Genomic DNA, 21,162 nt, shown 5'->3' on the forward strand with positions numbered 1-21,162 from the left:
GGTCATTTTGTTATGGAAATCGGTCATATTTTCATATCGTTCCTCTCTCCCATATATGTTATGGTGGACATAATCTATCACGTGAGGAGCACTGGAATACATGTCTCGGTTAGTCTATCTGGGTTGTTTCGCTTATCTGGTTGTCGGGCTCGGTCAATTGGTCATCGGCGCTATCATGGAACCGATGGTTCACGCCTATGGCGTACAATATGGCGATGGCGGCCAGCTCGTCATGCATCAATTTCTCGGGGGTATGGTGGGTATTCTGTTCGCACCGTGGCTCATTGGGAAGATTGGCAAAAAAGCGGTGCTGTTGTCCGCCATCGGCTTCATGACCATAGCTGAATTTCTATACACCATGCTGCCGCCATGGTGGTTGATGCTCACGATTGCGCCTTTTGCAGGGGTCGGCCTCGGCATGACGGAAGCCGTTGTGGGGTCCTTTATTATCGGGGCATCGGGAGCCAAAGCCAACACGGCGATGAGCCGCGTGGAAACCTTTTTCGGCGTCGGCGCTTTGCTTATTCCGTTCGCGGGCGCAGCCTTAATCGAGGCTGGTTATTGGAAATTGTCCTTCGGAATCGTCGGCGTGCTCGGCGCTATCACCTTCTTATTATGGTCGATCTGGTGGCCATCCGTTCTGGATCAACCCGCTTCTTCGGCGGGAACCGCCGATCATGAAGCCCATGCGGGAGCTGCGCCAAAGCTCACATCGCGTTCTCTCGTTATTCTTATAGCATGTGCTGTATTCTTCGTGGTTTATGTTGGCCTCGAAATGAGCTATATCCACTATCTCCCATCGCTGCTTGTTCAAACGAACGGCCTGGTGGAGTCGTCAGCTACATTGGCGCTCAGTCTCTTCTGGGGCGCGATGGTCATCGGCCGCTTGGTTGCCGGACAAATTGCCGATCGAGTCGGCGGCTCAGTCTACTTAATCGGGACTTGTATCATCACGGCCGTTCTATTCATTCTCATGACCTTGTTCACCGGCGCATTACCGGCATTCGTGCTTGCTTTTGCCGTTGGACTGACGATGTCAGGCATGTTCGCGATCGCACTTGTATTTGCCAACCGGGCAACGCCTGGCAGAACCGAGCGGACGACCAGCCTGCTCATGGCTTGCGGCGGTATTGGCGGCGCGCTGCTGCCCAAGGGAACCGGCTGGTTCCTCGACCAGCATGGCCCGGAAGCAGTTCGCTGGCTATTTGCAGGTACGGCGGCCTTGATGCTGCTTGTTATTCTCTGGGCATCTCTTTCATCACGTCGATCTGCTTCAGTGCTCATGACGATGCACAAATAATACGCAATACCAACTTGGAGGAGGCGTACCACTGTGAACGATGCGATTTCTCGCCGCAAGCGCGAGCTCATGAATTACACAGCTGAGCTGACAATGGATCCTGATCAACTTCATAACTTCTGGGATAAGGTGCTGCGCAGCTATGACGATATTCCGCTTGAGCTCCTACGCGAGCGCGAGGACTCCCCTTTCCCAGGCATAACGGTCGATAAAATCACCTATAAAGGCTACGATGACACACCGATTCACGGCTGGTTTATCGTGCCGCAAACAGCGGCAAGCGCCGATGCGAAGCTTCCATGTATCGTAACCTTCCCCGGCTATACCGATGACCGCGGTTATCCCGAACGTTACGCAAGCTGGCTGCTTCTCGGCTACGCCGTATTCGCTGTTGATGTAAGAGGCCAAGGCGGCGAGACCGGCAATTACATGCCGGAGCTCACAGGCTCAGTGAAAGGCTGGGTCTCCAGCAATCTGCTTCAGCCGGAAGGCTCGTACTACCATGCGCTTACGCTCGATGTCGTTCGTGCCATTGATGCCGCTGCAGCGCAGCCGGAGGTTGATCCTGCGAGGCTGGCATCAGTTGGCGGCAGCCAAGGCGGCGGTCTCGCTTTGATCTCGGCAGCGCTGAACCCCAAAGTAACGGCCGTCATCGCCGACATTCCGAATATGTGCAATATGGATCATGGGGTGCTCCATTCCAGCAGCTCCTTATCGGAGGTTGCGCAGCATCTCAAGCGTTATCCCGAGCAGCTGGAGCCTGTTCTACATACGCTGGCCCACTACGACATGCTGAATCTGGCCTCGCGCATCAAGGTTCCTGTCTTGATGTCGGTCGGTTGGAAAGACGGCGTCTGTCTGCCTGAGACGATCTATGCGGTTTACAACCGGATTGCATCGGAGAAAGTGATCTTCGATTACCCTTTCAGCGGTCATGAAATCGGGGAATACCACAATCGGGAACGGATTCTTTTTCTGCAGAGGCAGTTTCGCTAAAATCCGCCAAAAGTAGCGATAGACGCATGGCCTCAATCCGCTATAATTTAGGTAAGTCTGACTGCGGTTATCTAAAGGAGTGAGCAGAATGATCCGATCCAACTCGCCTCTCGTTTGTACACCTGCAATCGTGGCGCGTCATACGTCCCTGTCTCTCTTTACAGGCGGTCTGGCTTTGCCAGAGCCATACTCGAATATGCCATAATGCCCGGGTTCAACCGGGCTGCCCGGAAGAACCTCTGTCACCCGCTGCGCCTTTCACAGCGAGCTGCCGAGGTTCTTTTTGTTCAAAGGCAGCCCCTTCTCCGGCAAAATACCGCTTCAGCCGCTGCGCAATTTCCTTCTGGTTGAACAAATCCGGCGCATTATGACCAAGTCCTTCTATCACGGAGTAGGAAGCGTTCGGAATGACCGCCGCTGCTGCCCTGGCTCCCTTCAGCAGAAATGCCGGGCTGGTGCTTCCGGCCATAATGAGAGTTTCTACTCGAATGGCACTGTAGTTGTGTACAGTGGAGTCGAGGCGGAACACCTCATCCATCTCTTTAATGAGTGTCGGCAGCTTCTCACGCAGCTTACGCCCTTCCCGGAACAGCAAGGAAGGAAGCAGCATCAGCTTGATCAGCCAGCGCGGCAGCTTAACCATCTGCTCTGATACGCCTACTCCTTTGAGGAAGGTAACAAAAGCATCCAGGTCCTTCCCTTTCTCCATCTGGCGCTTATAGGCAGGCATCCAATCCGAAGGAAACTCGTCGTCGACCGAGACGGCCGGTTCATACACGGCTAGCTTCTCCATCGCCGACCAGGGCGTCCGCGCAAGCTCCAGCCCAATCAGCCCGCCAAAGCTGTGGCCAAACACATAAGGAGCCCCCGTTGCCTGTAGAACAGCCAAGGCATCCTCGCACTCCTTCTCTATGCTGTACTGCATGCCTTGCGGACCGCTGTAAAGACGCCCGCGTCGATCGACGACATACACGGTAAACGTGTCAGAGAGCTCCTGTGCCAGCTTCTCATACTCATGTCCGGAGACGAAGGCGCCATGAATGATGACAAGACCGGGGCCATGGCCCGACTGTCGGTAACCGATGACCGTTCCATCCTTGGAGACGATGCTGTGAAGGGTATAGCTTTTCTTGTTCTTCAACCTGTGCCCTCCTCTGCGGCGCATCTTGTAGTGTTGTAGGTTGTGAGGTCCGTCGTATGGCCGATTATTCAGATGAATGAGATTCATTTTGCCGAAGCTTGAAGTTGCAGCGGACGCAGTTAATCTAATAGAGGAGGCGGAAGATCCATGAAACAATCGATCGTCAAATGTCCCGGGTGCGGTCTGATGCTGCCCAATCAGTACTTTTCGGAGCCCTCGCGTTTTCATGCGTCCGGCGAATGCATGGAGCTGTTTAATCAGTTATCTTACTACACGGTATCACATGGACAGCCCGAATTTATTCATCAGCTGGCATTAGACGCCTACGGTGCGCAGCATTCAGGCGGGTTCACGCGTTCCATTACGACCGCCTTCTCGCTGATCGGTCTCTATCTGGTCGTAGAGCATGGATTTACAGGCAAACAAGTGCAACAAGCGCATATGGAGTTAGGTCGTGCTAAGATCACTTGGCCCGCGCTCACCCCACCGCAAACGAGCTCCGCCATTACCATTCAAGAAGTGCTTCAAGCGGAAGCCGGTGAGCCTCGGGATGCGATGATTCGCCAATGGGTTCGCGAGGTTTGGAGCAGCTGGGCACATGCCCATCATTGGGTGAAGGAAGCCGCTCAGCATCTCCTTCCTGCCGAATAGCCAGAAGGGTCCTTTCCAAGCAGCTGCTGCTTAGAAGGGACCCTTTCTTTCACTGTTCTACTATTTTCTGTGTGTCCACGCTCAAATATACGACCGTTTATTAGCGTACTGCTCAAAATCAAACACAATTTAAACATTTACTGTAAAACTTCCTAAACATCTTTCCTTTATAATGGGCTCCAAAGCTGACAAAGCTGGCTTGCACCAAGACTAAAGGGGTTGTCCGGATGCTTAATAATATTTCGTTAAAAAAGAAGTTGAGTGGCCTGCTCGCCATTCCGTTGCTGCTCTTTGTTGTCGTTTGTCTATATTTGATTCAGAGAAACAATGCCGATTTGAGTCACATGAAAACCATGATGTACGACGTCAGCGCACAAACCACTTCACTCATTCTTAATGCAGACCGTGACATGTATCAAGCCCAGATTGCTTACCAAACGATCGGAAACAGCCAATTGTCCGGTGCTGAGCTGCAGCAGCAGAAGCAGGACTTGAGCGACAATATCGGGCAAATTATGGAACGTGTCGGCAAGGCCCGCGACATTATGACTGAGAACGGGCTTCTTGCTGAGAAGCACGAGAAGACCCAAATAACCGTACAGCAGAACCTCGATCGATTCCAAACCCATTTTGCCTCATGGTCCGATAAGACAGCTGCAGGCACAAGCGATATCGCAGATTTTGACACGGCTAGAGAGAGCTTGAATGAGCTGGGCGAGTTTCTTGATGCTACCGCTGTTCAACAAGCAGAACTGATTCAGAAAAACAATGTAAGCATGCATTGGTTCATTTATATCATCATCGCCTTATGCGCGCTGGTTATTGGCATCACCGGTTTTGGTATCATTCGTCGCATCACGAAGTCTGTGGATCATATTTTGCATCGAGTAAGGCAGGTTTCAGAAGGTAATCTGCTGAATGAAGGCCAAGCTGCTCACTATAAGGACGAGCTCGGTACAATCTCAGAATCCATAGATGTCATGGCAAACGGACTTCGGGAACTGATTAGCAAAGTATTGGTATCTGCAGAAGCCGTCACAACGGCAGCCGCAGAAATCTCCGCAACAACCGATGAAGTTGCCAGAGGCAACTTGTATCAAGCGGAGTCGGCACAGACCGCTTCAGAGGTCGTTACGAAGCTTTCAGAAGGCGTGCGTACCGTATCGCAGCGCGCCAAGGAAGCGACGCATCTCACCATCAACACCAACAAAGATGCGATCGCTTGCGGCAATACCGTACAAGAATCACTCAGCAGCATGAATCTACTCTCGCAGCGAATGAATGAATTGGAGAAGGATTCGAATCAGATCGGCAACATTATCGGTGTAATCGACGACATTGCCGAGCAAACCAATTTGCTGGCACTGAACGCCGCAATCGAAGCGGCGCGGGCCGGCGACCAAGGGAGAGGCTTCGCGGTCGTGGCAGACGAGGTACGCAAACTGGCGGAACGAAGCGGCGAAGCCACGAAGCAGATTGCCAACATTATTAAAGGCATGCAGCATAGTACGCAAGAGAGTGTGAAGGCCATGACGACCACCGAAAAACTCTATCAACAAGCCGGTGATGCGCTTGGCATTATCGTGCGCCGGGTCGGCGAGGTCGCGGAGCAGACAGAAGAAATCGCCTCTGCGAGCGTCAGCCAAGCTTCACAATCGCAGGAAGTCATGAAACAGATTGAATCCATTGCTTCCATCAGCGAAGAAGCAGCCGCCGCTGCACAGCAGACGGCAAGCTCCTCCCAGTCGCTCGGTTCGCTCGCTTATCAGCTTAATACGATGGTAAAGCGATTCCGCATCTAAGTTATATGAGGCGTCACAGCTAGGTTTCCTAGCTGTGACGCCTTTTCTCATCTCGTCCTCTACCTAGAGGAAATGTTGCCGTTTGCGCAGCATGGCTCCATGCATAACAATACAAAAAGCCGTCCCAAAAGTCATACTCTCGGGACGGCTCCTGACTGAGATTCTTGCAAGGTTACACTATCGCTACAGCTTAAAGGTTGAAACAGACTGCTCCAGCTTGGAGGCGATGTCACTCATTCGGCGCATCAAGGCTACGGCTTCCTGGCTGCCTGCCGCAGACTGCTGGCTGCCTGCGGCTATGGTCTGCACCGAGTCCAAAATATTGCTCGACTGCGCGCTCTGCTCTTCGGTCGCCGCCGCAATCTCAGTCACCTTGGCGGATACACTGCCGATTTGCTTCACGATGGCTTTGAACGTTGTACCGCTCTCGACTGCCACAGCCGCACTTTCCTTCGCTGCTTCCACACTTAAGGCCATGTTGTTCTGCATCGATTTAATGATGACGGAAATATCCTTGGTTGCCGCGCCGCTTCGTTCTGCCAGCTTCCGCACTTCCTCGGCTACGACTGCGAAGCCTCTGCCTTGGTCGCCTGCACGTGCCGCCTCAATGGCTGCGTTCAGCGCCAGCAAATTCGTTTGCTCCGCAATATCATCGATCACTTCAATGATCTGATTGATTTTGACGGAATCGTCAACCAAGATGGATACCCGTTCGTTAAGCCGGTTCATGCCATCCAGAGAGTTGGCAATAATGACGTTGCCGTTATTCGCAAGCCCGGTTGCCTCTTCCGTTAGATCAGCTGCGCTCTCGGCATTATAGGCCACCGACTCCATCGCTGCGGTAAGCTCCTGCATAAGCGTGCTGATATCCTGCGAAGCTGCGGCTTGGCTGTCGCTTCCGGCGGCAATCTCTTCCGATGTTTTCGTCGTATGTCTGGCGACTTCAGCCATATTGCGCGCGGAAATCAGCAGCCCGCTGACGAATTGGCGGTAATTCTCCAGCATGAGGTTGAAGGACGCGGCGAGCTGTCCGATTTCATCCTTGCTGCCCTCTGGTAATCGTGCAGTCAAATCCCCTTTATTATCAGCCAGTTCATGCAGCTTCGATACGATTAACTTAAGCGGGCGGATCTTGCGAATCAGAATGAACACCGATCCCAGCATGGTCAGTGAAACAATAATGATGCTGGCCGTGACAAGGTAAATGTAGGTGTACATTTTGCTTTCGGCAGCAGCGCTCTCATTCTCAGCCCGCGTGTTCATCCTGTCCTGGAACTGCTTAATCGGATCCATGATGATTTTCTGATTGGCTTCGTACTTGGCGTCGAACATCAAGTGTCTGGCCGATTCGAAATCGCCTGCCTCTACCGCCTTCATCGCTGCCTCTTCTGTCGCGATCAGCGCATCGGAGTTATCCTTTGCTTGCTGGATGAGATCGAGCTCGCTCTGAGGAGCATCCATTTCCTTGAGCCTGGCGACGACGTGGTCTCCCGTCTTGGTTTCTTTCACTTCCCGCCAGTAGTTGTCATAGTGCGTACGGTCACCGAATTGAACATATTGACGCGCTTCATTACTCAGCAGCACCGAGGAATTGGCCAAATCAATACCTAATTGTTTGAATTCTGCTTGGCGATGCGTCGCTTCTTTCACGTTCTCGTAGTTCTTGCTTAGCAGGATGACGGATGCGACGAGGAATACGGAGAGCACCATGAACAATACACTGATAAATTTGAGCATCTTTGCGATTTGCACGCTAATTTCACCCCTAATGACCTTATTTGCCCAATCATAGCAAATAGTCATTAAAGGATTATGGGGCCAGTCATTTGATTAATGTTAGTACCGTCTAAATCGAAGCTAATTATTTGCAGAGTATTTGTTTATCCGTCAAACAAACTACTTGCGCAGCAGCTCCGCACCCAGCGCCCAAACGGAGCGAAGGCGCGATGCGCGGCCATGCTGCCGAATGAAATTATAGTCCGTCAGCGTGACGCCGGCGTCCTTGCATGCAGCGTGCAAATCATCATCGAGCATGAGCCGGTATTCCCATACCCGTTTCTCCCAGTGGGGGATCGCCGCCAGCATCGCGGCATCCTCTACAGCGGGATGAATGTACGTCTCGCTGATGCCCTCGGGCAGGCGATACATTTTGGCGATGATGGATTGTTTGAAGGACTCGTACGTCTCCCCCTCTTCGATCTCGAAAGGATGCGACAACAGATAGTCCGGTATCGCTACGCCGAGTGTACCCGCGAGCGCCGAAGCCTTGCCTACTGCACGTTCCACGCCGGGAACCGCGGCCATCATATCCTCCGGATGAACGTGGCGGAACAGTCGAAACGGCACCTTCCACTTGGCGCATTTCATCAAGACTTGCGGAATGTGACTGCGGCCTGTCGCAATTCCATACAGACTGCCCATATGGTTGTCTGCATGCGTAATGACGATGCCCGCTTGGCGCACCCGCTCATACTGAGCATCCAGCTCCTGCACGACCGCTGCAGTATTGGCACCTCGTTCGAACGCCTCTACAGTCTGATACATATGCCCGCTTGCATCATGCAGGGAAGGATGACCGGTCAAACTCTCCCACCGCAGCGCATCGAATTCACTAGTCAGCGTCAGGTGCAGCCCAATATTGGACTGCCCGCGTTTCTTGCACCATGCGGCCGCTTCCTCGAAGCCCGGCGCCGGCGCCATGATCGTCGCCGACGACACGCGCGATTCCTCCAGCAAATGCATAATGGCCGCATTCATCGGGGCGCTTTGGCCAAAGTCATCACAATTGATGATGAGATACTTCCCATTCCCCTTCATTACGCGCACTCCCCTCCCTCTCTCGGGCTACCCCTGCCACCAAGCTGCAGTAGGATACTCCTCACTGCCTGCCGTAACGGTTTCTCCAATCTGCGGTGTTGCAATTGCAACTCCCTGTTTATGTGCCGCCTCTACCGCACGCTCAACCGGATCCGTCCAATCGTGGTAGGCCAGCGTAAAAGCACCCCAGTGAACCGGCATCAGCAGGCTTCCCCGCACATCCACATGCGCCTTCACCGTTTCCTCCGGCATCATATGAATGGACGACCAGCGCTCATCATATTGACCGCATTCCATCAGCGTCAGATCAAACGGCCCGTACTTCGTGCCGATCTCTTTGAAATGCGGTCCGTAGCCGCTGTCCCCGCTGTAGAACACCCGATTGCGCTCACCGGCGATTACCCACGAGCACCACAGCGTCGAGTTTCGGTCGAACAAGCCTCTGCCCGAGAAATGCCTTGCCGGCATACAGGCAAGCGTAAGCCCTGCCAGCCGCACCTCATCGCCCCAATCAAGCTCGGATATCTTCGCCGGATCTACGCCCCACTTACGCAGCCGTTTCGCTACACCTAGAGGCACGATAAAACGCGCTGCTTTATCCTTCATCTTGCGAATGGTGCCTTCGTGCAGATGGTCGAAATGGTCATGCGACTGAATAATGGCATCAATCTTCGGAAAATCCTCCGCCTGCAGCGGAATCCCCCCGCTGTAGCGCTTGCCGCCAAAGAACGATACCGGTGACGGCGAATCCGCGAACATCGGGTCAAACAGCAGCCTTTTCCCCTCAATCTCTAGCAGAAATGCGGAGTGCCCGAACCAGGTAACTTGAATGCCTTCTGCCTGAGGCTGAGCTGGCAGTGTCAGCTTCTTATACGGAATCGCCTGAGCCGGCTGACGGTTCGGACTGCCTTTGAACTGATCCCGAAGCATGCTGACGATCGCCTTGAAACTCATATCCATCTTTGTTTCTATGGCGTTGACGAATTTATTATTTTGCCGGGTGGAAGCCATTCGCGATCATGCCCCTTCTATTGTCCAAATCTTCCTTGTTATTCCCATTATAGTGCAAAGCGGTACCCAGCCACCATGAGCGCAGTCTTCTGTGCTAAACTGGTAGTAATTCATACGATAAGCAGCAAGGAGAAGAACTAGCCGATGAAACTGGTCTCATGGAATGTAAATGGGCTGCGCGCTTGCGTGACCAAAGGGTTTATGGATTATTTTACGGAGATGAACGCAGATATCTTCTGCTTGCAGGAGACGAAGCTTCAGGCGGGCCAAATCGAGCTCGAGCTTGGTGAAGGCTACGAGAGCTACTGGAATTATGCGGAGAAGAAGGGCTACTCCGGTACGGCTGTATTCACGAAAATCAAACCGCTATCCGTGCGCTATGGCATGGAAGAGGATTATGAGCCTGAAGGCCGCCTTATTACGCTGGAATTTGATGACTTCTACCTCGTCACCGTGTACACGCCGAATGCCAAACGCGATCTGGCACGGCTCGACTACAGAATGGAATGGGAGGATCGGTTCCGCAGCTACCTGCTGGAGCTCGATGCCAAGAAGCCGGTCATCGTCTGCGGTGACCTGAATGTCGCCCATGAAGAGATTGACTTGAAGCATCCTAAGCCCAATATGGGCAATTCCGGCTTCACGCTCGAAGAACGCGGCAAAATGACCGATCTGCTCGCATCCGGCTTTACCGACTCCTTCCGCTATTTCTATCCGGACCTTGCCGATGTCTATTCGTGGTGGTCGTATATGCCGAAGGTCAGAGAGCGGAACGTGGGGTGGCGGATCGACTATTTCCTTGTTTCCTCCAGACTTGCGCCGGCACTGCTCGATGCGCAAATCGACTGCCACATCTTGGGCAGCGACCATTGCCCGGTGGTGTTGACTACAGGCGACTTAAGCAGCGTTACAACAGCAGTAGAGTAATTAGAAAAGCCGGGCATTCTCCATCGCGGAGACTGCCCGGCTTTCTTAGTTATCAAGCTGCTCGCTAATTTCCATTCCACTCCTGCATGAAACGCTCCACATATTCCTTCATATAGAGGTGCCGTTCCTCGGCAATTTCCTTGGCCGACTCCGTGTTAATTCGGTCCTTCAGCTTAAGCAGCTTCTCGTGGAAATGGTTAATCGCCGTGCTTTTCCCGTTGCGGTATTCACCGGCGCTCATCTCATCGCGCGGCAGCAGCTTCGGGTCATAGATGGGATCACCTTTCCATCCTGCGTAGAGGAAACATCGTGCAATTGCAATGGCCCCGATCGCATCCAGCCGGTCTGCATCCTGCACCACTTTGCCTTCCAGCGTCCGCATCGGCGGATTGGCGCCGCCATTAAACGACATCGTGGCGATAATCTCCATAATATGCGCCTGTTCCGCCTCCGATAGCGACTGGCTCGCGAGCCAGTCGCTCACTTTGCGCAGGCCGCTCTCCTTAGACTCGTTCAGCTTCTCGTCCGCCACATCATGCAGCAGTGCCGCAATGATGCAGATCTCCGCATCCGCACCTTCGCGCAGTGCGAGGCGCTCCGCCATCTGAACGACGCGGTGCACATGCCACCAATCATGGCCGGTGGCATCATGCTCCAGCTCGGCCCGGGCGAATCGTTCCGCTTCTTCAATAACGTGCTGCTTCTCGCCAAGTTGGCGCTTCATGTTTACAACCTCCTTTTTCATCGTATCTGCTTGCTTGCTTCGTATTAGTTGCCGCGTTCTTGCAGCTCACGCCAAACCTTCTTATTGCTGTATTGCTTCTCTGTGCTGATATCTTTGCCGAACCATGCCGGGGGCGCGAACGCCACAGCTGCTGCTTCGGAATCGAATTCCACCTCAAGCACCATGAGCTGAATTTGATCGTAGATATCAATCTCCACGACTTGATCGCCCCAATGTGCGGTTATGCGGTTCTTCGTCAATGGAACAGCGCCGAATGCTTGGATAACCTGCTCGTAAATCCCTTGCGAGATGTTGTATTCGATCTCCTCACGCGCCAAACCATGGCCTGATTTGAAAGTATGCGTGTAGCTCACTTCATCTGTAGCCAGATCGACGATTCTGCGGACTCGCAGCTCCTGCGGGCCATCAAGCGCCAGATACGTCTGCTCGATTCGATGCTCTGAGACTCTCCGTAACTCACCGGTACCCATTTGCGCCTCTGGGAATTCCGTTACTAAAAACTTACGTTCAATTTCTAAAGCCATCACGACATCTCCTTACCTGTTAATCTGCCTTGAACCCAATAGGTCTAGTATAGCTGTCTGTGTTGATCTATGCATCATCGGTTGAGTGACCACAAGCGCAAACTTATGATAGGATAACTTTCGTATAACCGATGCTATTATGGCAACGATGAGGTAGAGGAGGGATTAAGATGCCAACTGTTCAAGTTCAAGAAAGAGGTACGTTCGAAGCAGAAGAAGGCAAGAAGCTTGTGCTCGTGCTCGAAGACAATGGAGTTGATATTCTACACCGCTGCGGAGGAAATGCCAAGTGCACCACCTGCAGCGTAGAAGTACTTGCCGGGGATGCCGGGGAAATGGGCGAAGCCGAAGCCGCCGTTCGTCAGGCTAAGGGGATCACAGACCCGAATGTCCGACTCTCCTGTCAAATCCGGGTGCATGGGGATCTTGAAGTAAATGTGCTCAAGACCGCCGCATCGACCGGTTTGGAGCCGGGAACGCGTCCGCAAGATTAATCCGATCAGCTAGCTAACAATGGCGGTGCCTCAATTCCGGCGCCGCCATTTGCTATTTCCCCCGTGTTACACCTTACTCAGCCAAAATCCTTCCGAAGCGTCCTCCCGAAACGGTGCATGGAAGCAATCAGGTCCTCGCTCTTGCCCGGCTTCGGATGATGGATCGACATATGAACAAACATGAACGTCTAACCTCCCTTTAAGGCTTTAATTTGTCTATATTGTAGTGGAGTTGTCGGTTGTTGTCACTTTGACCAACAACGATGTCAGATTAATGTTATATTAATCATCAAATCAACCTTAAACAAGAAATATATGTAATATTTATTGACACAATATTCATCCATAAGCTACAATTCAAACTAAAAACTGCATGATAACCAGCTTTCTAGGGTTCCGCCAATCTATTTGTTAGGTTATATGTCATATAACCTAACAAATAGATTGGGTCAGGTCCGAGAGGAAGCGGCTGATGCTGCATCAGCTACACGGAGGGATAAAAACCCGGGAGAGTAGATACCATCTATTCTCCCGGGTTTTATTTATTTTAGAGGAGGGTTTGAGATGAGAATGAAATTACCGCTTCTGCTGCTCATGATCATGCTGACTTCTGCCTTAACGCTTTCCGCTTGCAGCAAGTCCACATCCGGTTCGGAGAAAGATGATATTACGCTGCGGGTCGCTTACAACCTCTGGGTAGGAAGCGCGGGACTGTTCGTCGCCGAAAGCAAAGGTTTCTTCGAGGAAGCCGGCGTGAAGGTTGATCTTATCCAATTTCCAAGCCCTACCGAAGCCACTCAAGCCTTAATAAGCGGCAATGTGGATGTTGCCCTCACGACACTCGATACGGCCGTAATGGTAAAAACCAATGAGCTGAATGATCAGAATTTGAAGGTGTTCAGCTTTACCGATTTATCCATGGGAGCAGACGGAATCGTCGCTTCGAAGGATATTAAGACAATCGCGGACCTTAAAGGAAAAACCGTGGCAGCAACGATCGGCTCCGTGAATCATTTCCTGCTTAATCATGCGCTGCAGCTTGCCGGGCTGAGTGAGAAGGATGTGAAGTTATCCAATGTTTCTCCCGAACAAACCGGCCCCTTATTTATTGCCGGCCAAGTCGACGCAGCTGTAACCTGGGAGCCCTATCTCTCGGAGGCTTTAACAGGAGGCGGCAACTTGCTCTACTCCACCAAAGATGCACCGGATCTCATTATCGATGGGGTCATGACTCCTCAAGCCATGATTGATGATCATGAAGAAGCGCTCCGCAAGCTAGTCGGAGCCATCGATCGAGGCACTGCATTCTATTATTCCAATACCGATGAGGCTGCTGACATTGCGGCCAAGAAGCTGGAAACGACCAAGGACGAAGTCATCGCCATGATGGGCGGCGTCAAACTACTGAATCAAGATGAAGTCAAAACGATGTTGACGGGCAAGGACAGCACGCTGGCTCAGCGAGCCGAAGAGTATTCCTCCTTCTTCTTTGAACGTAAGCTGATCGACAAGGAAGTCAAAGCGGACGACATTCTGGATTCCTTTTTATACAAATAATTAGCGGGAGTGATTACTCATGAAGAAGAAAATCGATACGATTGTCGGTAAAGCTGCACTGTTAATTATTGATGTAACCAAAGGTTCCTTGCTGCCACCTGAGAAAACGCCTATTCCGATATTCGATGCCCAGACAGCCGTCGATAACATCGAAAAGGTGCTGGAAACCGCGCGGCAAGCGGAAATTCCGGTTATTTTCTTCCAAGAGCTGCATCGCGTCGACCTGATTGATTTTGGCAGAGAGCTTGAGGGCGTTGAGGATATCCATTGTTTGGAAGGGTCCGAGGACGTCGAATTTCTTGATTATTTGAAGCCTGCCAAGGGCGAGTATAGTATCGGCAAAAGGCGCTACAGCTGCTTCTTCTCCACCGATCTCAACATTTTGCTGAAAGGGCTGAAGGTAGAGACACTGCTTGTTACCGGTTTCCTAACCGATGTATGCGTTCATTACACTTGCGCGGATGCCCATCAGCATGATTATTATGTTCGCGTGCTCCATGACTGCGTCAGAGGATCCAGTCCCGAAGCGCATCAAGCTTCGCTTAACGCAATCGAATACTTACAGACGGCATCCAAGACCAATTCCTCTGAAATTATCGCTCTGCTGGAACAGCGGGTGAATCAAACGGTATAGGCACCTCGAAAAATATGGCGTCACAGGCCTCCTGCCTGTGGCGCTTTTTTTGGTCTTGGATAAGCACCTTCAAATTGCTTCCAGCTCCATAATCTGGCACTATGGAAGGTGTACCTATTCTTGAATCGATAAGGAGCGACTCCCAGATGAAAATCCAATTCCATGGCCATGCCTGTATCCAAATCAGCACCGGCGATAAATCCCTTGTTATTGATCCCTTCCTTAGCGGCAACCCTGTTGCTGTTATGAAACCAGAAGCGCTCAAAACCGATGCCATCCTGCTAACTCACGCTCATCAAGATCATATTCAAGACGCCGCACCGGTCGCCATCGCCAATGATGCGCCGATTGTAGCCATCGTAGAGCTTGCCACTTATATGTCCTGGCAGGGAGCCAAGACGATCGGAATGAATATGGGCGGAACGGTCGATCTCGGCTTCGCAAAAGCCAAAATGGTGCAAGCCTTCCACAGCTCCGGCATCGTGGATATGGAAACCAAACAGATCATGTATGCCGGCATGCCGGCCGGTTATCTTGTTTTCGTGGACGGGCTGACGATTCTGCACGCAGGCGATACGTCCTTATTCAGCGATATGAAGCTGATCGGAGAACGTCATTCGATCGATATCGCATTCATTCCGATTGGCGACCACTATACCATGGGACCTGGGGATGCACTGCAAGCTGCTGCATGGTACAACGCGAAGCTAACTATCCCTATTCATCACAGCACCTTCCCGCCGATCAAGCAAGACGCGGAGCTGTTCGTACGCCGATTAGAAGAACAAGGACTCAAAGGGAAAGTCATGGCGCCGGGAGACGAACTTACGCTGGAAGCTAACTAATTCGTTCAGAAAAGGGGAATGGGAATGAATCAGGAGCAGCAGATCATCGAGCAGTTCAAGCAAGCCGTCCTTCACAATAATACGGAGGCAGCAACGCAATACTTGCAGGCGCATCCTTTCCTGGTGGCCGGCATTAACGAGCCATGGTTTTCCTTCGATACCCCTGCAATTGTAGCCGCCGCTGCTGCCGGAAACCGCGAGATGGTCGACGTCCTGCTGGCTAATGGCGCAGATCTGCATGCTCGTAGCAGCTGGTGGGCCGGAGCCTTCGGGGTTCTACATCATGATCATGCCGAACTGTCGCGGTACCTGATCGAACGAGGTGCTCCCGTAGATATTCATGCGGCCGCTGCGCTAGGCATGCTGGATACGATATCGACTATGGTCGGGCAGGACCCGGATGTCGTGAATCAGCGCGGGCCTGATGGTCAGGTTCCGCTTCATTTTGCAGTTCAGCCTGAGATCATCGATTATTTGCTGGCGCACGGTGCCATAATCGATATGCGCGACATCGACCATGGCAGCACGCCGGCGCAGTGGGCGGTCGATAATCCTGCAAAATGCAACTATCTCCTAGAGCGCGGCGCAGCAGCTGATATTCTCATGGCGATTAAGCTCGGTAACACGGCGCTTGTCCGTTCGCTGATTGAGGCCGGTCCAGAGTGCCTGCTCGCTCAAGTCGGACATGGCCGCTTTACCTCCGGCGATTCCGACGGCGGTCATATTTACACGTACAAAATAGGCGCCAATATCAGGCCGCTCTTCCTAGCGGCAACTTGTGGCAACACCGAGATCGTAGAGCTGATTCTCGCACACAGTTCGATTGAGCAGCGTTTCCTGCTGGCTTGCATGCAGGCGGATCAAGCTGCCGTTCATGAGCTGCAGGAGCAATACCCGAACTTAGTCGCTTCCTTGTCTGCCGAGGATCAGAGCTTGATCGCCGATGCGGCTTGGGATAATCAGATTGGCGCGGTACAAGTCATGCTGGAGGCAGGATTCGATGCGGATGCCCGTCGTGACGACGGTTCTTTCACTGCGCTTCATAACGCGGCGATTCGAGGAAATGTTGAAGCGCTTCAACTGCTGCTGTCGCATGGCGCATCTACCCGACTCACCAATGGATATGGCGGTACCGCGTTAGACAGCTGTGCTTGGGGCTCCGTTCACATGCGGAATCAGACGGGCAATTATGCTGCGGTCGCTGAGACGCTTATTCAGGCAGGAGCTTCCTTGCCTCAAAGTGCTTCAGGCAGCAGTGCGGTTATAGAAGTACTTGTCCGGCATGGTGTGCCAAACTGAACTGACACCGCTGCTATACGAAAATAACGTTACGATTGGGGGAGAATGCGAGTGCCGGATTGGTCTTATCAAACCTTGTTTCGCCCCCTGCTGTTCCGGCTGCCGAATCGACTTGCCCGCTCCGTCACGCTTGGCGCCATCGGCACCTTGAGCCGCCTGCCGCTCGGTTCGTTCGTCATCCGCACGCTCGGGCATATGGAGCCTGCTCCTCTGATCCGCAGCCAAGCATGCGGCGTCGACTTCATCACGCCTGTCGGTCTGTCCGGCACGGTTGATCCTTCGGGCACCGCCCACCGAGCGGTGGCGCAGTTCGGGCTGGGCTTTATCGAGATCGGTCCGATTACGACGGAGCCCATCCTTGGTGCAAGCGCTGCGCCAATTCAGTTGAATCCAGAGGAACGACGCATCGCCTACCCGTCTTACGGCGACAATGACGGCTTAGCCGTTATTGCTGCGCGGATCGCCAAACCCGGGCATCAGCTTCCGCAGTTTGCAAGACTGACACCGCTGCCGGGGAGTACGCCGGAGCAGTCGTTCGACCAACTGCTAGCTATGATACGTCAGCTGCGTGAGGCAGGTGCTGCGGGGTTTTATCTTGATATTTTGCAGCAGCCGGTGTTGCCTGGGCCTATTACAGCGCTGCTCCAACTCCTAGCAGCATCGAATGTCGCTCAAGAGAACCGCTTATTCCTCTACATCCCGCATGATCTATCCGAGCAAACGCTGCGACTCGTTCTCAATGCCGCTGATTTCACAGCGTGGAGCGGGGCCGTCGTGGGAGAAGCTCGTGCAAGTGAGGGCGGGCTCACCGTGCGGCCAACGGATAAGCAGTCTTGTGCCGAGAAGCTCACCTGGCTTCGCCGGTATGGCCCGCAGCACTTCGTGCTTAAGGCAGCCTGCGGCGTCTATGAACCACAGGATGCCTTGGACTTGATCGCTGCTGGAGCCGACTACATTTTACTGCACGGCGGACTCATTGATACCGGACCGGGACTACCCAAGCGGGTCAACGAAGCTATCCTGCATGAGCGGGTCCGACTTCTTCCCATGCCTAAGCCCGAATCCTTCTGGCGGCACTGGGGCTGGATGTGCTTGCTCGGCATCGGGATGATTATTGGCGGCATGCTTGCCTGGATAATTGCGACCACAACCGTGCTGCTCCCTTATGATGAGGCGTTTCTAGGCATCAACCGCGATACGCTGCATCATCTGAATCACCGTCTGCTTCACTTCATGTCGCATGACCGCATTACGCTCGCCGGCACGATGATTTCCATCGGCGTGCTTTATTATCAGCTTGGCCGGCATGGATTGCGGTACGGTATGCATTGGGCGAGGATTGCTCTGCTCGTATCCGGCATTACCGGCTTCGCCAGCTTCTTTCTCTATCTCGGTTATGGCTACTTCGATCCGCTTCATGCGGTTGTTGCACTGATTCTTCTTCCTTTGTTTCTGCTAAGTATGCGCGTTAACCCCGACAAGCCGTTTCGCAATCCCGTCAACTTACGCAGCGACCGGACGTGGAAGCGGGCTATATGGGGGCAGTTCTGCATGGTGGTGCTAGGTTTTGCGCTCGTGATCGGCAGCATTACCATCTCCGGCTTCGGTGTGACGCGTGTGTTTGTACCGCAGGACCTGGATTATATCGGACTCACGTCGGAACAGATCTCGGCAATCAATTCTCGGCTCGTTCCTCTTATCGCCCATGATCGTGCAGGCTTCGGCGGCGCACTGTTCTCGGATGCTCTGGCTCTGCTCACGATGGCATTATGGGGAATTCAACAAGGGGAACGCTGGCTGTGGTGGACCTTTCTGATCGGCGGAGCCCCGGCGTTCTTCGCTGCCTTCTCCGTTCATTGGCACATTGGCTATACGGACTTCGTTCACTTGTCGCCCGCCTTCTTCGCCTTATTGCTTTATATTGTCGGCCTAATATTGCTTTATCCTTATTTGACACGATCACCGGTAACCGGGGTCAGCGCACCACATAACCAACGATAGGATCAAACCGTTTCACGTAAGCAGGACCGGGCGTTGTGGCCATGACCGCATTACGGAAGCGGATAAGCAGCGCATGCTCAAGCTGCACCATTCTCCCCATGGAGCGCGATAGTCGAACAATTCTATAAGCTCGTGCCATACGTTCCTTCTCGTAAGTCTGCAGTGCAGCAGATACATCTGTCTGCTGCAGGCACCGTGCCAGCACTACAGCATCCTCGATGGCTTGCGCACCGCCCTGCCCCAGATTAGGCAGCATCGGATGCGCGGCATCGCCGAGGAGCGTCATACGGCCAGTGCTCCACCGAGCGAGCGGGGCCCGATCTACAATGTCATGAGCCAGAATCGTCGCCGGCTCCGTCGACTCAATGGCATCGACAACCGGCTTGTACCAGCCGCGAAACAAGGCCAGCAGCGCAGACTTACGCTCCACTGTCGGCAGAACGGTTCCCTGCGGCGCATTAATCGCCGCAAACCAGAACACCCGGCCATTGCCCAGACTCGAGAATCCGAATCTCCGGCCCTGTCCCAATGCCTCGAATCCTCCTCCGGCCTCGGCGCCAATCGGTACATCTGGCAACGTACATACACCTCTAAGCGCCGTATAGCCGGAATACCGGAGTGGACTGGCACCGAATAACTGCTCTCGCACCTCAGAATGAATGCCGTCAGCTCCGATAACGAGCTCAACTTGCTCTTGCGTTCCGTCAGCAAACACAGCCGTTACCGCATCATCCGTCTGTTCGCCGCGAATCCACTGCTTACCGGTATGAATTTCCGTCAATTCCGCCATGACCGCTCGCAGAAGAATCGATTGCAGCTCCGCTCTATGGATGACATAGCTGTGCGTGCCATATTTCTCCGCTTGCTTCGCTGCAGGCAGGCTCGTAATCAGCTTGCCATCCCAAGTCCGAATATCCGCTTGCATGACCGGGGCACCCGCTTCTCTGACTTCGCTGCCTACACCGAGCAAATCGAGTGCCTTCATTGCATTAGCCGCGAGCACGATCCCGGCTCCTGCTTCCCGCAGTGCAGCAGCTTTGTCGTATACCGCCACCTGCCAACCGCGCTGCTGCAGCGCCAAAGCCGAGCACAATCCGCCAATGCCCGCACCGATTACAATTGCACGTCGCTTGTCCATGCTGCTCATTCCTGAATCCCCCGATCTTCTCTTATCACTAGTTCCATCATACCCAAGGAGGAACGACGATGACTACCCTTAAAGTTTGGCTCGACACGGACATCGGCGGCGATATCGACGATGCGCTTTGTTTAGGTTATTTGCTGAGTCAACCGAAATGTGCGCTGATTGGCATCTCCACCGTAGGCGGCGAGGTAGAGAAACGAGCCATGGTTGCGGACGCAATCTGCAAAGCTGCAGGTCGGAGTGTTCCTGTATATGCGGGAGCAGACAATCCGATCATGCCAACGAGCGTCTATCCTACGCCGGACGGTGCATCCAAACTGGCGAATTGGCCGCATGAGAAGGACTTCAGGGCCAACCAAGCCGTAGATGCGATGCGTGCCGCGATTCGCGAGAACCCTCATGAAATCTTGCTGCTCGCTGTGGGTCATCTCACCAATATTGCCCTGCTTTTTCTACTCGATCCCGAAATTCCGAAGCTGCTGAAAGGATTGTACATCATGAGCGGCGTATTCTCGGGCGAGCTTGAAGCCGGTCCTGATATGCCAATGGGGAATTGGAATTCCTGGATGGACCCGCATGCCTGCGCTATCGTGTATAACACCCAGGTAGCCATTCATCGCACGTTCGGGTTAAATGTGACATCACAGCTTGTCCTTAAGCGGCACGAGAAAGCTGACTTGTTCGACGCGCCGGTCATGCGGGCAGTGGAGGATTTCGGATCCCCTTGGCTGGAGCAGCATGTGATGACCTTCCATGATCCGCTCGCAGCGGCATGTTTATTCGAACCCAATCTCTGCGAGTACGCGCGCGGCTCTGTTGAAGTAGACTACAACCACGCGGATACATTCGGCCGGATGGCATTCCAATCGGGCAGCTCTAGCGGCAACCATGAAATTGCCACAACCGTCGACCGTAAGCGATTCTTCGAGCATTACTACACCATTACCTCACCCTAACACAGCACGCAACAAAACCTCTTAACCGCAGCAAGGCGATTAGGAGGCTTCTTAGTTACACCAATTCAGTACATGTGGCTGCTGGATTCGGGGGTCGGGGGTCGGATTTCACAACGCGCTTACCACATACGGCAGAATTCTAACGAACCGCAGAGGCCTTATTAGACCCGATTTCGAGGTTCTGAGAATCTAACGAACCGTAGAGGTCTTATTCTCGGATAACTGTACCTCTGTCAAGGAAGTAGACACACATCAAACGACCTGGAGCTGCTCATAGTACCGTTTCTCGCGTTGTTGCGGGGTTAGGTAATGAATGGA

General features: G+C 53.2%; 19 protein-coding genes and 1 riboswitch. Of the genes, 12 read left to right on the forward strand and 7 right to left on the reverse strand.

The genetic code is table 11. The annotated features are described in order from the left end of the window. Positions 1–100: 100 nt before the first annotated feature. Together BLW29_RS28300 and BLW29_RS28305 are read left to right on the forward strand one after the other, a co-directional pair. Entirely contained in the window at positions 101–1,300 is a 1,200-nt protein-coding gene (locus BLW29_RS28300) for an MFS transporter (RefSeq protein ID WP_090986018.1), read from the forward strand. Between the two features lie 33 nt (positions 1,301–1,333). Continuing rightward, complete coding sequence (locus tag BLW29_RS28305) at positions 1,334–2,296, forward strand: acetylxylan esterase (RefSeq protein ID WP_371264822.1); 963 nt, start codon at positions 1,334–1,336, stop codon at positions 2,294–2,296. A gap of 214 nt (positions 2,297–2,510) precedes the next feature. On the opposite strand, the gene BLW29_RS28310 is transcribed toward BLW29_RS28305, so the two are convergent. Continuing rightward, on the reverse strand, positions 2,511–3,437 hold the full coding sequence (locus tag BLW29_RS28310) for an alpha/beta fold hydrolase (RefSeq protein WP_177186849.1): 927 nt from the start codon (positions 3,435–3,437) through the stop codon (positions 2,511–2,513). Between the two features lie 147 nt (positions 3,438–3,584). Between BLW29_RS28310 and BLW29_RS28315 the strand changes: the two genes are divergently transcribed. Together BLW29_RS28315 and BLW29_RS28320 are read left to right on the forward strand one after the other, a co-directional pair. Continuing rightward, positions 3,585–4,088: a DUF5946 family protein gene (locus BLW29_RS28315; RefSeq protein WP_090986022.1), complete on the forward strand. Its 504-nt coding sequence runs from the start codon at positions 3,585–3,587 to the stop codon at positions 4,086–4,088. 227 nt (positions 4,089–4,315) lie between these two features. Continuing rightward, complete coding sequence (locus BLW29_RS28320; RefSeq protein ID WP_090986024.1) at positions 4,316–5,890, forward strand: methyl-accepting chemotaxis protein; 1,575 nt, start codon at positions 4,316–4,318, stop codon at positions 5,888–5,890. 183 nt (positions 5,891–6,073) lie between these two features. Here BLW29_RS28320 and BLW29_RS28325 read toward each other — a convergent pair whose 3' ends face one another. The 3 genes from BLW29_RS28325 to BLW29_RS28335 form a co-directional block, all read right to left on the reverse strand. Beyond that, positions 6,074–7,642 carry a methyl-accepting chemotaxis protein gene (locus BLW29_RS28325; RefSeq protein ID WP_177186850.1) on the reverse strand — a complete coding sequence of 523 codons (1,569 nt, stop codon included), beginning with the start codon at positions 7,640–7,642 and terminating at the stop codon, positions 6,074–6,076. Between the two features lie 144 nt (positions 7,643–7,786). Next, a complete protein-coding gene (locus tag BLW29_RS28330; RefSeq protein WP_090986028.1) occupies positions 7,787–8,707 on the reverse strand; it encodes a polysaccharide deacetylase family protein in 921 nt (306 codons plus the stop codon). Positions 8,708–8,734: 27 nt separating this feature from the next. Next, positions 8,735–9,718 (reverse strand): MBL fold metallo-hydrolase, encoded by a 984-nt coding sequence (locus tag BLW29_RS28335; RefSeq protein ID WP_143044474.1) that lies wholly within the window; start codon positions 9,716–9,718, stop codon positions 8,735–8,737. A 144-nt stretch (positions 9,719–9,862) separates the two neighbouring features. Here BLW29_RS28335 and BLW29_RS28340 point away from each other — a divergent pair, with 144 nt between their 5' ends. After that, positions 9,863–10,645, forward strand: coding sequence for an exodeoxyribonuclease III (locus tag BLW29_RS28340; RefSeq protein WP_090986030.1), 783 nt, complete (start codon positions 9,863–9,865; stop codon positions 10,643–10,645). Positions 10,646–10,709: 64 nt separating this feature from the next. On the opposite strand, the gene BLW29_RS28345 is transcribed toward BLW29_RS28340, so the two are convergent. Together BLW29_RS28345 and BLW29_RS28350 are read right to left on the reverse strand one after the other, a co-directional pair. Then, positions 10,710–11,369 (reverse strand): HD domain-containing protein, encoded by a 660-nt coding sequence (locus tag BLW29_RS28345; protein WP_090986032.1) that lies wholly within the window; start codon positions 11,367–11,369, stop codon positions 10,710–10,712. Positions 11,370–11,413: 44 nt separating this feature from the next. After that, positions 11,414–11,914, reverse strand: a complete 501-nt coding sequence (locus BLW29_RS28350) for a CYTH domain-containing protein (protein WP_090986034.1) — start codon at positions 11,912–11,914, stop codon at positions 11,414–11,416. Between the two features lie 170 nt (positions 11,915–12,084). On the opposite strand from BLW29_RS28350, the gene BLW29_RS28355 reads away from it, so the two are divergent. From BLW29_RS28355 to BLW29_RS28380, 6 genes are all read left to right on the forward strand, one after another. Next, positions 12,085–12,408, forward strand: coding sequence for a 2Fe-2S iron-sulfur cluster-binding protein (locus BLW29_RS28355; RefSeq protein WP_090986036.1), 324 nt, complete (start codon positions 12,085–12,087; stop codon positions 12,406–12,408). Between the two features lie 377 nt (positions 12,409–12,785). Continuing rightward, positions 12,786–12,921: riboswitch (guanidine-I (ykkC/yxkD leader) on the forward strand. A gap of 51 nt (positions 12,922–12,972) precedes the next feature. Further along, positions 12,973–13,965, forward strand: a complete 993-nt coding sequence (locus tag BLW29_RS28360) for an ABC transporter substrate-binding protein (protein WP_090986038.1) — start codon at positions 12,973–12,975, stop codon at positions 13,963–13,965. Positions 13,966–13,984: 19 nt separating this feature from the next. Beyond that, positions 13,985–14,599, forward strand: a complete 615-nt coding sequence (locus BLW29_RS28365; RefSeq protein WP_090986040.1) for a cysteine hydrolase family protein — start codon at positions 13,985–13,987, stop codon at positions 14,597–14,599. A 146-nt stretch (positions 14,600–14,745) separates the two neighbouring features. Further along, a complete protein-coding gene (locus tag BLW29_RS28370) occupies positions 14,746–15,444 on the forward strand; it encodes a metal-dependent hydrolase (RefSeq protein WP_090986042.1) in 699 nt (232 codons plus the stop codon). Between the two features lie 24 nt (positions 15,445–15,468). Further along, positions 15,469–16,743, forward strand: coding sequence for an ankyrin repeat domain-containing protein (locus BLW29_RS28375; protein WP_177186851.1), 1,275 nt, complete (start codon positions 15,469–15,471; stop codon positions 16,741–16,743). A gap of 51 nt (positions 16,744–16,794) precedes the next feature. Beyond that, positions 16,795–18,744: a dihydroorotate dehydrogenase gene (locus BLW29_RS28380; protein ID WP_090986046.1), complete on the forward strand. Its 1,950-nt coding sequence runs from the start codon at positions 16,795–16,797 to the stop codon at positions 18,742–18,744. On the opposite strand, the gene BLW29_RS28385 is transcribed toward BLW29_RS28380, so the two are convergent. Then, positions 18,719–19,891: an FAD-dependent monooxygenase gene (locus BLW29_RS28385; protein WP_256209011.1), complete on the reverse strand. Its 1,173-nt coding sequence runs from the start codon at positions 19,889–19,891 to the stop codon at positions 18,719–18,721. The two genes, BLW29_RS28380 and BLW29_RS28385, sit on opposite strands and share 26 nt — an antisense overlap. Before the next feature lie 59 nt (positions 19,892–19,950). Here BLW29_RS28385 and BLW29_RS28390 point away from each other — a divergent pair, with 59 nt between their 5' ends. Then, positions 19,951–20,844 (forward strand): nucleoside hydrolase, encoded by an 894-nt coding sequence (locus BLW29_RS28390; protein ID WP_090986048.1) that lies wholly within the window; start codon positions 19,951–19,953, stop codon positions 20,842–20,844. Positions 20,845–21,162: the final 318 nt, after the last annotated feature.

Source organism: Paenibacillus sp. CF384, from assembly GCF_900106745.1.
Taxonomy (GTDB): Bacteria; Bacillota; Bacilli; order Paenibacillales; family Paenibacillaceae; genus Paenibacillus_Z.